The sequence below is a fragment of the Clostridium minihomine genome, assembly GCF_900240385.1.
GTDB lineage: Bacteria > Bacillota > Clostridia > Oscillospirales > Acutalibacteraceae > Faecalispora > Faecalispora minihomine.
In genome coordinates this window covers 259,592-274,699 of the sequence record NZ_OEQH01000001.1, presented here as the reverse complement: position 1 = coordinate 274,699, position 15,108 = coordinate 259,592, and the positions used below count along the sequence as shown (strand labels likewise).

The window sequence follows — 15,108 nt, the reverse complement described above, 5'->3', positions numbered from 1 at the left end:
ATAACTGCCTGATATCATAACAAACAAATTTGTAAAAGTTATGTAGAAACCTTATTTCCTGCATTTTCCGAATCAAAAACTCCGCTTCCCATTTTGATTTGTGGGTATTGATTAGATAGAATAAAAGGTTTGGCTGTAAATAAAAAAACACCTGCCGGATTTGACCCGGCAGGCGAAACACAAAACATATTTGATTGCGGCCAACAGAACCGTTGCCGCACTCTTTTCACAGACACAACAAAGCAAATTCGCAGGTCAATCCTCAGCCAATTGCCGTTTCAGATCCCCAAAACTATGGTTTCCCATTGGGCTCTTTTACTCAAGGGTTTGGGAGCCCAGAGTAACAATCACAATTTCCGGGCGGTTAAAAATCCGAAGCGGAAACAGGCTGTTTCCAAGCCCCCGGCTGACAAACATAGTGGAATGATTTTGGGTATGGCTCCCGCTGGTATATTGGGGGAAAAACCCCTGATCCGGCGCAATCAGCGGGCCAATCAACGGCAGTCTGATTTGGCCGCCATGGGCATGTCCGGAAAAGATTAAGTCTATATTGTTATTTGCATACAAATCAAAGAGTTCCGGCCGGTGAGAAAGCAGAATCTGAAATTCTTCACTGGATGACCACTCTTGTAAATAGGTCATCATAGGAGTACTATCTGTTTTTCTGGCAGATTCCGACGTGTAAAAAGCAGGATCCTTTGCCCCAAGCAGTCGGATGGAGTTTTCCCCAATTGTCACCTGCTCTGTGGAATCTTCCAGAACTGAAACACCTGCGTCTAAAAGACTTTGCCTGATTTCTTCATAATGACCAGACCATGCTTCGTGATTTCCAGATACATAAAAAACCGGCGCAAGTGACACTGCACCCCGTACAAAACGCATTGCCGCATCTAAATCATAGCGGCGCCGATCAACTAAATCACCGGTAATCAGAATTAAATTCGGAGAAGTGCTCTTTAATTTTTGTAATATTTTTTGCTGGTCGGCCCCGAACTCTTTGTTATGCAAATCTGAAATATGGGCAATCACATAACCGTCAAATTCTCGTGGAATTTTGGCACTGCTGTAAGTGGATTTTGTGATGACAATGCTGTTGTTCTGCCAATAGAAAAACACAGCGAGCACCAGACAAACCAAAAGAAAAATTATCATTTTTCGCCTCTTCTTTGTGGGTACTTTCACACTCGCTCCCCTTTCAAACAACTTTTCTGACTTTCTTATTCTAATTTTCTTATAAAGTAATTTGTGATTGTAACAACTCCTGCTTTTGCATCAGGGCAAATTCATAGGCCGATTTGGTGGCATCATCAAAGCAAACCATAATTACTTCTTGTATCACGTTTGTCCGTCCTAAAAAATTCAGAATTTCCCTTACAGCGATTTCTGCGGCATGATTCAGCGGAAAACGATAGACCCCCGTGCTGATCGAAGGAAATGCCACACTGACACAGCCGTTTTCTTCTGCAAGCTGCAGGCAGCTGCGGTAACAAGAAGCCAAAAGCAAATCTTCGCTGTACATGCCGCCCCGCCAAATGGGGCCGGGTGTGTGAATCACATATTTTGCGGGCAAACGGTAGCCGACTGTGACTTTTGCCTGTCCGGTTTCACAGCCATTAAGCGTCCGGCATTCCTTTAAAAGTTCCGGCCCGGCCGCGCGATGAATGGCCCCGTCTACCCCACCCCCACCCAACAGGGATGTATTGGCAGCATTCACAATGGCGTCCACCTCAAAAGTGGTAATATCTCCTTTTACAATTGAAAATCCCATATTAGAACCTCCCGTTGTGTTGCTTTCTCTCACCTAATTCGGGCTCTGTTCTGCCCGCGAAATCGGCACGCAGTCCATTTACTCTTGGTATTATCATACTTCCTGGCACACCGTTTTTCAAGTCTGGCTGATGTTTCACTCGTTTCAAGATAGGCTGCCCACGTTCCTCTTCCTTTTTAGAATCAAAATGGAAAGAGGAGCAAAAAGCATCACAAAAACACATCTGCAATACTTTTTGCTCCAGTTTGGATGAGTGGGAAAGAACTGTTGCGTTTTTCGCATTTGGGGCTGCCCGTTTTCACTTCTTTTTTACCATCCCCCATGGTTGTGATCCGCATCGGCAATCACAATCATGCTGGCTTTGAGCGGTTCAACCGAAGAATAAAACAGGGTATCCTCACTGGCATTTACCAATGACACAGTTACCGGTGTTTCCGGAACCTCAATCACGCCCTTGCCAATCACTTCTCCGTTTTTGGCCGGACACTCTCCCTCCAGAAAATCCCCTTGCGAAGTGGACAATGCCAATTCAATTTCCTTTGCGGAAAGAGACGGCTGTGCAGCCACCCACCAATGGAACAGATACCGTCCGGGTTCACTGAGCGTCATCACTCCGGTTACAGGATTATAGCGAATATTACCGACCAATAAAGGGGTATTGTCAAAGACAACCTTACCAGATTCGGCGATAGCGCCCGCACCGGTTCGCTCAATTTGAAGTGCAATATGATTCATGATTTTTTCTCCTGTCTCGCTGTAATACGATTGATCCGCGCTTTTCGCCTAAATTCTCCTTTTCTCATACGACGATAGCGGCGTTCACTGTTTAATTATATGTCAATGCGGATTCAGCGGTTCCGGCACAGAAAAGTGTATTTTCGTAATCTTTTTTGAAATTTTGAATTTTTATTGGATGAAATCATGTGCAAAATTCTTTTTTAAAGCACCCAAAACAAGAAAAATAACCTATCAAACAGTTGTCCCTTTGAACGAAAAGATGACATATTTCTTGCTATTTTTTAAGTCTCAATTCTGGAACTCCATTTTAGAAGGAATTTGCTTTTGCTTCCCTTTTCTTAAATTAAAACTCGAATCCTTTTCTTAAAAAACAGCCTGATATCCGCACCAAATCTGGATTTTTCAAGGGACAACCCACGGGTTTCATCCTCCATTTTTACGTGTTTTGCAGCTGTAAAACATGTAAAAACAACTTTCCTGTGTTTCTTTAAAAGGAACAGTTCACAGGAAGAGCGCGAAAAATCTGATTTTTTCCATTGCGAAAAACGAAACACTCATAATACTGAAAAATGAATTCTTTCTTGCCCTTCCCAAAGGGAAATAAAAACAAAAAAATAAATAAAAAATTTTTTTAATATTACGCTGTAGAATAAAAAATCAGGCAAAGCCATTCAGAAAAAATGCAAAAAAGAAAAACAGGCAACCGGGCCACCCTTCCCAATTGCCTGTTCTGTATTCTCTGAAAAATTATGTTTGCTTGGAATCCATCAAAAAACAGAAGAATGATTCGTTCCTAAAATAGGCAAGAACTTTTGCTGCGTTGGTGTTCGGTTTTACCCCGGGCGTTCTTAATTTCACCATTCCCATTTCATCAATCAGGCATAAGTGAAACAGGTAACCTCTTACCAGTTTGCCGCATTTTTCTCTTCTACTTTGAGAAAGACAAAATTCTGTGAATCTGAAAAATCTTCCCGATAAGTATATCCCAAACGATCAAAGTTTTTTATGTCCTGAGGATTCGTTATATTTTTTTCGGCCAAAAAGCGCACCATCTCGCCGCGAGCCATCTTGCACAAGGTTCCCTTCTCTATGACCTTGCCCTCTTTCAGTTCCCCAAAGGTGCAGGTGAGAAAACGAATGGATTTGGGCAGCCTGGCAAGCACTGCCTTGCTGTATTCCTTCGATGCTAAATTGAGCAGAAAATCTGTTTCAGAACACAATTGATTTGCCAGCTTTTCTCCCCAAAATTCATACAGATCCCGCTCCCCGTTTACCGCCAGCTTTGCCTGCATCTCTAGCCGATAGGGCGTAACCCCGTCAAATGGACAAAGCAACCCATAAAATCCAGAAAGAATGCGCAAATGCTTCTGAATATACAGAAACTGCTTGTCCTCAAACACGCTGGGAGCCATATACTGATACTGAATTCCCTCAAAGGCCAAAATAGCCGGGGTAAGGTCACGGCGCAAATTCATCGCCTTCACACGCTCATAATTCAGTGTGGCAATCGAGTCGTTGCAACGCCACAATGCTTTCAGTCCGGCGTAATCCATCCCTTGCAGGCATTGCAGAATGGCCTGTGTTTCTTCTAAAAACTGCGGCAAATTCTCATACGGCAAACTGTCGGTATCTATCTTCATTTTCTTTGCGGGAGAAATTAAGATTCTCACTGCATCACCTTCCTTTGTTTCCATGGGATATCCGTGCAGAATGTGGGAAACCAACAGACCCTTTTCTAATCCTTTTGACGTTCTGCGGCAACGAAAAGAACACGAAGTTCTTGTGAACCCAATAAATACCTTTGGCTCTATCGTTAATCCGCCACTCTTTGGCTGTCTTGGTTCAGCGCATAAATCAGATGCGGCATTTCTTTGCCTTCCACATTTTTTACATGCCGGCCGATCACACGCATTCCCAGCCGCTCCGCAACCTTGCAGGAAGCAGTATTCTCTGGGCGGATGTCTGCAATCACTTGCTCTGCCCCCAAGGTATCAAAGCAATAGTCCAGCCACCCTTTTGCCCCTTCGCATGCATAGCCCTTGTGCCAATGACGTTTTGCCACAATATAGCCGATGCCAAGCTGAATGTTTCCCTCAATGGATTCATTCAGTGGACCCATCATACCAATCAGTTCACCGCTTTCTTTGTCAATGGCCGCAAAATAGGCATACCCTTCGTTGGAATACCGCGTCTGGCATTTTTCAATCCATTCTTTGATTTGAAAATCGCTAAAACCGTATTCCCATGCATACATTGTCTGCTCATCGCCCAAAATGGAGCGCAATGCATTCTGATCCCCAAAATAAAGGCGGCGAAACCCCAACCGCGGTGTTTCCATCACCCACAACGGGCGTTTTAATACCACCATATCAACGAGTTGTACTCCGCCCTCTACAATAGGATGATCATAGTGATCGGTAAAAAAGTTCCGGATTCGATGACTCTCCTGAAATCCGCACCGGTGATAGAAAGGCAAGGTTTTCGGGCTATCTCCCGTTCCCACCAGCATTGTATGAAAAAGAACCCCATAGCGGCGAGCAAGATAGTCCACCATTTGTCTTCCATAGCCCTTCCCCTGATTTTCAGGGGATACCGCAAGGTTTTTCAGTTCGCAGATCCCCTCGCCTTCCTCAGTGACTACGGCCACGGCAAGGGGTTCCCCGCCGTCAGTCATCACAAACAGTTCCCCCCGGTTCAGGTATCGATCGATCATATCCTCCTGCTCGTCAGCCAGCAGCAAAAGATTTAGATATGTTTTTTTGTTTTCTAAAACCTGCTGAATTTCCATAACTTCTCACTTCCTGCAATACTGCTCTGTATAAACTAACTTTCCATTCACTCGCTGCGATAACATCAACGAAATGGCATCTGCCTGTGATGAAAAAGATTGCCCTAACAACCAGTTTGAATCTGGCTGTTCCGTCAGGTGTATCTGGCGTGCCAGCGTGATGTGCGGGGAAAACCGGCGGGATTCCAGCAAAAATCCCTGTGAAGCCAAATTCGCCAGCAACTCCTTTTGCAAAGAAAGCAATTCTTTGTTTTCCCGAAGCCCAATCCACCAAATATCTCCGCCATCACGATGAAAACAGCCCACACGATCAAAGGTTAAAGTCATGGGCCTAACGAAAGTATTATCCATCGCGCGGCGCACAGCCGTCATCCTGGCCGCAGGAACCTCCCCCAAAAAAGCCAATGTCAGGTGAAAATTTTCGGGCTGCGAAAAATTCCCATGACCCAATTGCCGAAGTCGATTCTGTACCTCAAGAATGGACTGTTTGGTTTGCTCATCAAAATGAACCGCAAGAAAAAGCCGCATTAAAATTCCTCCTGACGCATCATGCCCGAAGGCTCGTCCCGTTGCCTCATACCATTCATCGATTTTTATCCATATCACTCATTTAAAATCGCCGTAAACAGCACCAGACTGTCAGTTTCATTCGATAAAAATTGCTCTATAAAAGTCAAATCTCATTTTGCTTGTGTTGTATTCTGAAAAATTCTAATTGTATTATAAGGGATTTCCCAAAAAGTGCAACAGGGTAGCCCTGCAAAGATCTTTCAATACCTTCTTCCTTTTTGTTTGCACATACTTTTCGTATCCTCTGTTTTTTAAAATAACATTCCATTTTATCATTTTAAAAAATAAAAAATGTAGACTCTAATTCAATCTGCTCATTCCTTTTTAGGCGGCTTACATTTTTGTAAGTCTAACGTAATGGTTTCTTTATGGTGCATTGAGCTCTAATCCGTTATGATAGATACGCTGAAGAAAACAAATTTAAAATTGGAATGAAAAATCGTTTTATTCCATCAAAAAAGATAAGAGAGGGAAATATTGAGTATGGGAGAAAAATTACAAGCAAAATCGTATCAATGCCTAAACAGCAATGTACTGAAGCTAATTGGTATTATCCTTATGGTCTTCGATCATCTGCACCAAATGTTTTATATGTTTGGGGCACCCATGTGGTTTACCATGTTGGGCCGAGTTGTGGCTCCAATCTTTCTTTTTATGGCATCAGAAGGTTTTTATTACACAAAAAACCGAAAAAAATATATGCTGCGCCTGCTGATCGGATTTTGGTTTATGGGAATTGCATCCATGGCAATTCAAAAGCAATTTCCTTTAGAAGATGTCATGCTGATGAACAGCATTTTCGGCACCCTGTTTTTATGTGTATATTACATGTGGATTGTAGATTCTTTGCGCAACGGAATCAAACAGCGAAAAGCCATGCAAATTGTGTTGAGCATTTTGGGTCTGATAATTCCTTTTGCTTTAGGCCTATTGCTATTTGCATTGATTAACATCAATATCACCTTGTTCCAGATTTTCATGATTCTGGTTCCCACTTTCGTTACTGTGGAAGGTGGATTCGTATTTATTCTGCTGGCCGTGGCATTCTACCTGCTGCGAAAAAACAGATGGCTGCAAGTTCTGGCACTTGAAATTGTGGCCGTATACTCCTTCTTTGCCGGCAATGGTATTCAATGGATAATGGGTTTTGCGGCGATTCCGATTCTTCTTTATAACCAAAAGCCCGGCAAAAAGAGTACGTTTCACAAGTATTTCTTTTATCTCTTTTACCCGGCGCACATCTACCTGTTTTATCTGATTTCTTATTATTTGCATTGATTGTCCAAAAGAAAAATTTCAAAAAAGCTGCTGCCATTTATTTTGAATCACCGGCCATGCCGTTTTAAAAACCGCAGTTTTTACGAAGAAAGACCCTGCATAAACATTTGGTTTATGCAGGGTCTTTTCATTTCTACCCAATCGATGCGATAATTCTGAATCCAGTGACCCATAGAATTAAAATATAATGATGCAGGACATTTGCTAAAAATCGCTTCCCATAATCGATTCATGTAGCCCCGACAAAGGAATTACTCGATATCAAAGCCATTGGACTTTCCGTCCTCCCAGTTCTTGGTGAGCCTGACAACCACTCCCCCAAGAATAATTAACGCCAAAATGTTGGGAATAACCATTAATCCGTTAAATAAATCTGCCAAGTTCCAGACCAAGTCTACCTTCAAAGCACAGCCGATTCCTACAAAAGCCGAAACCAATATGGCATACACAGGAACCGCTTTTTTCCCAAAAAGATATTTGATATTAGAAAGGCCAAAAAAGTACCAGCCCATAATCGTTGCAAAAGCAAAGAACAGCACACAAATGGCAATAATGACGTAACCGAACTGGCCGAACACCTGAGCAAAAGCCGATTGTGTCAGTTGAATTCCGGTGACAAACTCGCCTGTTGCATCTGCAGTACCCAACACACCGGTCGTTAAAATGGCCAGAACGGTTAAGGGCAGCAAAACAATGGTATCAATAAAAACGCCCATCATGGCAACCAGGCCCTGCTCGCAGGGATCTTTCACGCGTGCCAAAGCATGCGCATGGGGTGTGGAACCCATACCGGCCTCATGAGTAAACAGTCCACGGGCAACACCGAACCGGATAGCCTGCTGCACGCTGACACCCAACACACCGCCCAGCACAGCATCCGGATTAAATGCACCCACAAAAATAGCCTCAAAAGCAGGAATAATGTTTTTGAAGTTTACCGCTATCACGATTAACGACGCTATGGTAAAGAAAATTGCCATAAACGGAACCACCTTTTCCGCCACCGCAACAATCCGTTTTACACCGCCCAGAAAAACCAACAAAGAAATCAGTGCCAAAGCGATTCCAATATATTCCGAAGGAATCCCGAAGGCTGCTTCCATAGCTCCGCCCACTGAGTTCGCCTGCACCATATTCCCCATGAAGCCCAAGGCGATAATAATTAAAAAGGCAAAAATAGCCGCAACTACTTTTCCCACAGGGCCTTTGATGGCCGCACGAATGTAATAGGCCGGCCCGCCGACCAGTTCCCCATTTTCAGTTGTTTTATAACGCTGGGCAAGCGTGGCTTCCGCATAAATGGTTGCCATGCCTAAAATAGCACTCACCCACATCCAGAACACGGCGCCCGGGCCGCCTGAAACCATTGCTGTGGCCACACCTGCCAGATTTCCGGTTCCGATTTGCGCCGCCACCGAAGTCATCAAGGACTGAAACGACGTCATTCCCTCTTGATCACTTGCGGACTTTCCTCGAAACGTAATGGAACCGAATGTTGATTTAAAGCTCTGTTTGAATTTGCGAAACTGAATTCCTTTGGTCAGAATCGTAAAATAAATACCAACACCGCATAATAAAAGGATTAAAAACACATCCCATAACACTGCATTGATGCTGACGACTAAATCTGAAAACCACTCCATAATAAATGACTCCTCCTAAAAATTTGCGCATAAGCTGTTGTTGCAATTACCAAAATTGCTTTCTTTCCCCTCTTTTTTGACAAACAAAAAAGTCAAACCATAAAATTATGGTTTGACTCTGGAAATACACAAAAAGACCCAAAACGCCTGGGTAACGGGTTCTCTGTCCTTTTGCCTGAGAGATTAGCATGAATCGTTCATGCCTTACACCTTCGGCACCCAAAAATGGGATTCTCCAGAGTTACATCCATTCATAGTCCTCGCCTGAATTCAGGCACCTGAGAGTGTTACTCCTTCGGTAGGCAGCCGCCGTTTTCCTACGAACTTCACTTGTAAGTATTCAGTTGTCGATTTATAATATCACGCGATTTCAGTAAAGTCAAATGCGTTTTTCTAACTTTTCGACTTTTTTCTTCGCAAAACATCATAACTTTTCATGCAATCGCTTCTTTTTATCAGTCCGAACAAATCCACAATCTTCCATTGCCGAAACAGAATTCCAAATCGCTGGTGATCCCCTTTTCCAATCAAACCAACAATAAAAGCAAAATCTCTGGCACTTTTCTTTATGGATAGTTTGTTGTATCATATGATTAACTTTCACTTGGGTTCCTTAAAATTTTAATTCAGTAAAATAAAAGGAGATTCAGAAACCCACACAGAAAGATTCAATCAAAACATATGCTTCTAGATCTCAAAATAGTAGAAATAAAAGTAATAAACCGATATGCGCGGATTCTTCCGGCGGCCATGCCGCTGGCATATTGCTTAAGAAATTCAGCTCATGGTGCACAGAACCATTTTTTCACTCCATTTGAGTTTGTAAGATTATTTGCTTTGTGGGGAATAGTGCGTTATCAGAAATTAAGAGATAAGTCTGCCGAAAAAACCATATGATGTATGCATGCACCTATACAAACAAATGGAGATTCGATTCTTAGCCAACCGCAGAATTGTACCATTTTGCGCTGTTGAACCGATACTGAAAGAGGAAAGTTTCCGTTTCAGTAAGGGAAACGACCTGGGGTTGGCGCCTGTCTATAAATGAGTGAAAAAACGGAAGAAACTTTAACGGTTCAAAACAAGAAAGAGGAATGGCCGCACATTTATGGCAATAAGATCATTCCCAATGAACCGCTCCCGCAGGATTGGAGGTGGTACCATGAAGCATGCTGTAACAAGCCAATGTTTCTTTTGGACTTATCTTGGACTGATTAGCTTTATTTTTGTTTTGGGATATCAAAGCGGCTCTTTCTTCGCAATGTCCTGTGCCATCTGTGCGGCTCTCTTTTGGCTGACCCAGCTTTGGCTCACGCTTCTGTTAGAAAAACAGGAAAACAGGCAAAGAAAATTTGGAAAACCGATTGGATTTTTTCTGTTGCTTCCCGCAGCGGGAATTCTCACGGCGGGCATTTGGATTCTGTTTCAGCCCGTTGAAACCATCTCGAGGGCAGCAGAATATTTCATCATTGTACTTTCCGGGGTTCTGGCTGTGTGTCTGTCCTATCAGCTGATTCTATTGCGGAAAAACAATTCTCCCGCAGGAAGATTATTAAAATCGACTCTCACGGCATCACTGTCAGCCCCATTTTCTTTGATTGTCGTACTTATTTTAAAAGTAACCGAAACAGGCGAACGCAACATATTTAGCGGTATTTCAGTGATCTGTTTTGGAAGCCTGGCCTTTCTTCTGGCCGTTCATGCCATTTTGATTTCATTTTGCGGATACCAAAGCACAAAAGACAGCCTTAAAACAACCTCTGATTTTATCAAAAGCAAAAAGCTTATTTTTGCACGAATCACTATTTTAAAAGACGCTTTTCTTGTGGCTGTAAAATCACTTCTCAGCATTCTTTCCTTGTCTTTTTTCATGTTCGTGAATGCTCTGTACAGTGTCGGCATGGGAACCGCCCGGTTGATTGCCGTCCGAATGCATACCCAAAGCAGAGCACAGCAGATAACCAGCTATCGCTATGTGGGAATCATTGTATCTGCCGCTGGTATTTGCTATGTATTGTATTCGATTCGCCTGTTTTTCGGTGGCAGCACAGGTATCTATTCCATGCACATTGCGCTTGTGATTGCCCTTTACACCTTTGTTGAATTCGGCATCAATCTTCGTGATTTGCTGCGCCTGCGCAAAAGCAAAGCTTTAGAAGCCAAAGCGTTAAGAGCCATCAGCTTTTCGTCCACACTTATTTGCTTTGTATTGACGCAAACAGCCATTCTGTCATTTGCTTCAGAAGGGGATAACCGTTTTGCCAACGCCCTTGCCGGAGTAGTGTTCGGCACATTGGGTGCGCTGATCGGTTTGTATGTTATTTTAGATAGCTTTCTTCATCAAAAATTATTAACATCGGAATAACAGAATTCTGAATTTCTAAATTACATGAAAAACAGTCCAGTTAACCGGACTGTTTTTCTTTTTTTATTGTAATTTCTTTCTGTAAATGAAACAGTTTCGTTCTGCCGCAATCATTTCAGGATATAACAGGATTCAGGAAGGCATCGCTGCGCCTGATTTCCAGTCCAGTGCATCACCTCGTATGTTAGCAGCAGTGCTGCCTTTGCATATCTGGAGGGGAAAAATACTAGAGCTTGCCACCGCTTTTGCGAATGAAGTAATCCTGAAAAAAGATATGTCTGCCGTGCGCCGAGAATTAAGCATTTCTGATAGCGCAGCCTTCGCACGAATCAGAAGAATTATTGACGAAACCTTTACGGATTCAATTGCGCCTTTCGGCATACAATCAAATTCATTATTAAGGTCAAATGATCTCTGCTAATACCCTGCAAGGTAATCCGGTGGCTTTTGGATGTTCCAGCCACATCGTGTAAATATTCTTAATCTTCTGATTTTTATCGATTAGCTGATCCAAATTGCATAAGTTTTCAATTACATAGCAGCCATTTAATTCGCACAGCTCATCTGCCGCTTGATGTTCCTCACCCCTGCGAATACCAGAACAGTCGATCCCAATAAACCTTATTTTCTTTTCTAACAAATAATCTATTAATTCATGAGAGAGTTGAGGGTGATTTGCAAAGTATTGATCACTGCCATATTCAAATTCATTGATTCTTCCCGTGTGAAAAAGCACAAAACCATTTAAGGGGATTTCTATTTCTTTCATATCTTCTATTGTAATATCCCGTTGATTGGCAATTTTCTCAACATCTATTACAACTGCTTTGGTTCTAAAGGCTTCCATTGGAATATCGCTTTTTTTATAAATATCTAAATGGGTGCCAATATGCCCACTATCTACATGTTTATTTTTTGGAAAACTTTCAATCCATTCCAAAAATTCCTTGGATATTTTTGTTGTTAAATCAATTATCATCTTTAAATACCTCCATTTTTTCTAAGATATAGTGATTAAAATCTTTCAGCACACGCAGCATTATTTTTTTCTCTGCCTCGTCAACTGTTTTTAAAAATTCTTGATCTCGTATGAGCCAGGCGTTATGGGCTTTTTCGTGTTTACAATAAATCTCTTGCCCTTGTTCTGTCAAACGATAAAAAACCTCTTTATGGTTGTTTGCTTTTTTATAGCCTTGGATATACCCCTTTTTTTCTAGCCGAGTTGTAATTTTACTGATTGCGCTGCGTGTTAACCCTAGATTCGCAGAAATCTGTACTCCATTGGCTTCTTGAACCGTTCCAATAAAATTAATGCAGTGGGTGTCGGTAGTACCCAGAGCATCGTAAAGATCTTTTGTTGAAAGCTGGGCTATCGTTTCTTGAAGTTGATATAGTTTTTCAAACTCTTTGAGTAATTCCATTTCCATCATGATTTCCCTTTCCTACCGTATGATCGGTGACAATCGATCAAATGGTCTTGATTCCGTTGACTTTATTGTTGACACAGGAAACAATTGTGATTATACAACAGATTGTTTCCTGTGTCAACATTTATTATTTTAAGGTTGAATCGGATTGGAATGAGGGGTGAATAGCGGGGCAATTGCAGAAACAAAATCAGCCAATGATAAAAATGGCGCGAAAAAAGCATGGCAGGTGCAGCTGCCATGCTTGAAATCGTCACTCAATCCATAATGAAAAAACTAAATTGTATTTTCATTTTTTCAGTATTCTTTTTAAATAGGCAATATCTAACAAATTGACTGTCTCAAAATTTCCTTTATAAAACACACCCCAGTTATTGAAAACACAGGGCAATTCCTTTGCTTTTTGAAGCGTATCTACTGGAACCAAAGATACAGGAATGCCATTCATTTCACAATACTGTTTTATGGAATCAATGCTTTGATAGACATAAGGACACTGCACATCATAATAAATGGTTAGCTCTTTGCTTTCAATTTCTTGGTTTTTAACATTTTGTGCAAACTTTGGCGTTGTTCCGTCAAACGAAAGTGCAAGTAATTCATATTCACTGTCGGTAGTATCAACAACCTGAAAGCCAAACCTTTTCGCAAATGATTGGTCAGTAAGCCAAGATTTTTGCTTTTTTGCCCCAAGCATACAAACTCCGGATTTCCCCTTTTCCTTGGCGTCGGCCAAGCAATACTCCATCAATAATTTCCCATATCCTTTTCCTTTGTAACTGCCCAAAACCCATAAGCAATACACATAATAATAGTTGTCACCAGTTATGGGAACCCAGGCTGTTTCAAGAGGAGCATATTCAATAAAAACCGTAGCTTTTGCGTTTAACTTCCGAAAGACATGACCTTCCTTTAGTCGCTCTGAAAGCCATTGCCGCTTTGCTTCAACACCCGGATGGAGCTTTTTACTGCGGATAATGCAGCATAAATGCTCATCCGCAAGATTATCTGCTGTTAAATTTATAAAATCAGTATTCATGTGCCCCACTCCCCATTTTCAATAATAATATGTCACGCCTTAAAGGTGACATTCTTTTCACTCATCTTACCACAAACACTCCCCGAAAAGAAGGAACTCCCGATTTCAGCCCAAATATATGCCCTCATACAGGGGCCACGTTGAACGGGGCATTAAACCATTGGAATGGATGGACTGCAACGGGTGTTTTGATAATGCTCGTGATTCTATTCTGCCGCCTTAAAGTTATAAAGCGGCTTGATGGTGTTGATGATTTCCACTGTGTCGCCGATATTGGCAACGATCTCTTCCATCGGTTTATAGGCAAACGGAGCTTCGTCAATCGTGCTTTTGTTGACGGTAGACGAGTAAACACCCTGCATCGACTGCTTGAATTGTGTAAGCGTGATGCTTGCCTTGGCAACCGAACGGCTCATCAGGCGTCCCGCGCCGTGGGGTGCCGAACAATTCCAGTCGGGGTTACCCTTGCCGACACAAATAAGGCTGCCGTCCCGCATATTCATTGGGATCAGCACGCGTTCGCCCGCCTTAGCCGAGATGGCGCCCTTGCGCAGGATCATGGCATCGAGGTCGATATAATTGTGGATGGTCGTAAAACTGTCAGAAATTTTGAATTTCATCTGCTTGACAATCTCTTGAACAATCGCTCGGCGATTCAGTTCGGCATATCGCTGGACAATAGCCATGTCGTGAAGGTAGTCGTCAAACAGCTGGCCCTCGCAGAAAGCGAGATTTTTATCGACCTTGCGCACACCAAGCTTTTTAAGTTCCGTCTGAATTTCGGTTTCGCGCCCCTGCCGTTTGAAATCGGCGATTAGTTTGTTCATTTCTTTGGCTTTATCGTTGAGATCCCGTGCGGCGGCACGCTGATAGTGTTCCGCCACCTGCTTGCCAAGGTTGCGGCTGCCTGAGTGTACGACAAGGTAGAGCCGGCCATCGTCGTCATGGTCAAGCTCGATAAAGTGGTTACCGCCGCCCAACGTGCCAAGGCTCAACTTGGCGCGGTTGAGATTGACATTGTCCACACAGCGCAGTGCAGCAAGGTCGATGTCGTGAAGATAGGGATGCGCCTTCTCACGAATGGAAAACCCGGCGGGAACATAAAAGTGGATCACCTTGTCAAGCTTTTGCAGCTCGACGTGCGTATCTTCCAAAAGAACGGTCTCCATACCGCAGCCGATATCTACACCCACCAAGTTTGGTACAACCTTGTCGGCGATGGTCATAGTGGTACCAATGGTGCAACCCGCGCCGGCATGGGTATCCGGCATGATGCGTATTTTACTGCCGGACACAAATTCCTGATTCAAAAGATTGATGATCTGTAAAATAGCCTCGTTCTCTACGGTATCGGTAAAAACCTTGGCGGTATTGTATTTGCCTTGTAATTCAATCATAAAAAACCTCATTTTCTGTATTTAGACGCAAAAAGGCCCGGAACCTCAGTTCCGGGCCTTGGTTATCGACAAATAAGCGCTACAAAACGCCATGC

The 15,108-nt window shown here is 42.8% G+C and carries 14 protein-coding genes and 1 riboswitch; of the genes, 3 read left to right on the top strand and 11 right to left on the bottom strand.

The window, feature by feature from the left end; all coding sequences use genetic code 11:
- Positions 1 to 315 precede the first annotated feature (315 nt).
- The 6 genes from C1A02_RS01285 to thpR all read right to left on the bottom strand — a co-directional run bounded on the left by C1A02_RS01285 (position 316) and on the right by thpR (position 5,900).
- Positions 316 to 1,152: a metallophosphoesterase gene (locus C1A02_RS01285; protein ID WP_101696397.1), complete on the bottom strand. Its 837-nt coding sequence runs from the start codon at positions 1,150 to 1,152 to the stop codon at positions 316 to 318.
- 79 nt (positions 1,153 to 1,231) lie between these two features.
- On the bottom strand, positions 1,232 to 1,768 hold the full coding sequence (locus C1A02_RS01280; protein ID WP_101696396.1) for an O-acetyl-ADP-ribose deacetylase: 537 nt from the start codon (positions 1,766 to 1,768) through the stop codon (positions 1,232 to 1,234).
- A gap of 309 nt (positions 1,769 to 2,077) precedes the next feature.
- Positions 2,078 to 2,503, bottom strand: coding sequence for a hypothetical protein (locus C1A02_RS01270; protein ID WP_101696394.1), 426 nt, complete (start codon positions 2,501 to 2,503; stop codon positions 2,078 to 2,080).
- Positions 2,504 to 3,408: 905 nt separating this feature from the next.
- Positions 3,409 to 4,176, bottom strand: a complete 768-nt coding sequence (yaaA, locus tag C1A02_RS01260) for a peroxide stress protein YaaA (RefSeq protein ID WP_101696862.1) — start codon at positions 4,174 to 4,176, stop codon at positions 3,409 to 3,411.
- 143 nt (positions 4,177 to 4,319) lie between these two features.
- Entirely contained in the window at positions 4,320 to 5,294 is a 975-nt protein-coding gene (locus C1A02_RS13880) for a GNAT family N-acetyltransferase (protein ID WP_101696392.1), read from the bottom strand.
- Positions 5,295 to 5,300: 6 nt separating this feature from the next.
- Positions 5,301 to 5,900, bottom strand: coding sequence for an RNA 2',3'-cyclic phosphodiesterase (thpR, locus tag C1A02_RS01250; protein WP_243577877.1), 600 nt, complete (start codon positions 5,898 to 5,900; stop codon positions 5,301 to 5,303).
- 447 nt (positions 5,901 to 6,347) lie between these two features.
- Between thpR and C1A02_RS01245 the strand changes: the two genes are divergently transcribed.
- The gene (locus C1A02_RS01245; protein WP_101696390.1) at positions 6,348 to 7,142 is read left to right on the top strand and encodes a TraX family protein; all 795 of its coding nucleotides are present in this window, start codon (positions 6,348 to 6,350) and stop codon (positions 7,140 to 7,142) included.
- Between the two features lie 251 nt (positions 7,143 to 7,393).
- Here the strand turns inward: C1A02_RS01245 and C1A02_RS01240 are convergent, their stop codons facing one another.
- Positions 7,394 to 8,785, bottom strand: coding sequence for an alanine/glycine:cation symporter family protein (locus C1A02_RS01240; protein WP_101696389.1), 1,392 nt, complete (start codon positions 8,783 to 8,785; stop codon positions 7,394 to 7,396).
- A 153-nt stretch (positions 8,786 to 8,938) separates the two neighbouring features.
- A riboswitch (glycine riboswitch) is annotated at positions 8,939 to 9,034 on the bottom strand.
- 913 nt (positions 9,035 to 9,947) lie between these two features.
- On the opposite strand from C1A02_RS01240, the gene C1A02_RS01235 reads away from it, so the two are divergent.
- Positions 9,948 to 11,150, top strand: a complete 1,203-nt coding sequence (locus tag C1A02_RS01235; protein WP_101696388.1) for a hypothetical protein — start codon at positions 9,948 to 9,950, stop codon at positions 11,148 to 11,150.
- Between the two features lie 85 nt (positions 11,151 to 11,235).
- Complete coding sequence (locus tag C1A02_RS13295) at positions 11,236 to 11,571, top strand: hypothetical protein (protein ID WP_129588133.1); 336 nt, start codon at positions 11,236 to 11,238, stop codon at positions 11,569 to 11,571.
- Here the strand turns inward: C1A02_RS13295 and C1A02_RS01225 are convergent.
- The 4 genes from C1A02_RS01225 to C1A02_RS01210 all read right to left on the bottom strand — a co-directional run bounded on the left by C1A02_RS01225 (position 11,554) and on the right by C1A02_RS01210 (position 15,013).
- Positions 11,554 to 12,129, bottom strand: coding sequence for a cyclase family protein (locus tag C1A02_RS01225; protein ID WP_101696386.1), 576 nt, complete (start codon positions 12,127 to 12,129; stop codon positions 11,554 to 11,556). The genes C1A02_RS13295 and C1A02_RS01225 overlap by 18 nt on opposite strands.
- A complete protein-coding gene (locus C1A02_RS01220; protein WP_101696385.1) occupies positions 12,119 to 12,580 on the bottom strand; it encodes a MarR family winged helix-turn-helix transcriptional regulator in 462 nt (153 codons plus the stop codon). Before C1A02_RS01220 ends, C1A02_RS01225 begins: the two co-directional genes overlap by 11 nt.
- Positions 12,581 to 12,866: 286 nt before the next feature.
- On the bottom strand, positions 12,867 to 13,616 hold the full coding sequence (locus C1A02_RS01215) for a GNAT family N-acetyltransferase (RefSeq protein WP_101696384.1): 750 nt from the start codon (positions 13,614 to 13,616) through the stop codon (positions 12,867 to 12,869).
- Positions 13,617 to 13,822: 206 nt separating this feature from the next.
- Positions 13,823 to 15,013, bottom strand: a complete 1,191-nt coding sequence (locus tag C1A02_RS01210) for an RtcB family protein (RefSeq protein WP_101696383.1) — start codon at positions 15,011 to 15,013, stop codon at positions 13,823 to 13,825.
- Between the last annotated feature and the right edge of the window lie 95 nt (positions 15,014 to 15,108).

What these genes read in the sequence shown, in the direction of transcription:
- C1A02_RS01285 (WP_101696397.1), bottom strand. Translation starts at nt 1,152, where the DNA reads ATGATAATTTTTCTTTTGGTTTGTCTGGTGCTCGCTGTGTTTTTCTAT.
- C1A02_RS01280 (WP_101696396.1), bottom strand. Translation starts at nt 1,768, where the DNA reads ATGGGATTTTCAATTGTAAAAGGAGATATTACCACTTTTGAGGTGGAC.
- C1A02_RS01270 (WP_101696394.1), bottom strand. Translation starts at nt 2,503, where the DNA reads ATGAATCATATTGCACTTCAAATTGAGCGAACCGGTGCGGGCGCTATC.
- C1A02_RS13880 (WP_101696392.1), bottom strand. Translation starts at nt 5,294, where the DNA reads ATGGAAATTCAGCAGGTTTTAGAAAACAAAAAAACATATCTAAATCTT.
- C1A02_RS01245 (WP_101696390.1), top strand. Translation starts at nt 6,348, where the DNA reads ATGGGAGAAAAATTACAAGCAAAATCGTATCAATGCCTAAACAGCAAT.
- C1A02_RS01240 (WP_101696389.1), bottom strand. Translation starts at nt 8,785, where the DNA reads ATGGAGTGGTTTTCAGATTTAGTCGTCAGCATCAATGCAGTGTTATGG.
- C1A02_RS01235 (WP_101696388.1), top strand. Translation starts at nt 9,948, where the DNA reads ATGAAGCATGCTGTAACAAGCCAATGTTTCTTTTGGACTTATCTTGGA.
- C1A02_RS13295 (WP_129588133.1), top strand. Translation starts at nt 11,236, where the DNA reads ATGAAACAGTTTCGTTCTGCCGCAATCATTTCAGGATATAACAGGATT.
- C1A02_RS01225 (WP_101696386.1), bottom strand. Translation starts at nt 12,129, where the DNA reads ATGATAATTGATTTAACAACAAAAATATCCAAGGAATTTTTGGAATGG.
- C1A02_RS01220 (WP_101696385.1), bottom strand. Translation starts at nt 12,580, where the DNA reads ATGATGGAAATGGAATTACTCAAAGAGTTTGAAAAACTATATCAACTT.
- C1A02_RS01215 (WP_101696384.1), bottom strand. Translation starts at nt 13,616, where the DNA reads ATGAATACTGATTTTATAAATTTAACAGCAGATAATCTTGCGGATGAG.
- C1A02_RS01210 (WP_101696383.1), bottom strand. Translation starts at nt 15,013, where the DNA reads ATGATTGAATTACAAGGCAAATACAATACCGCCAAGGTTTTTACCGAT.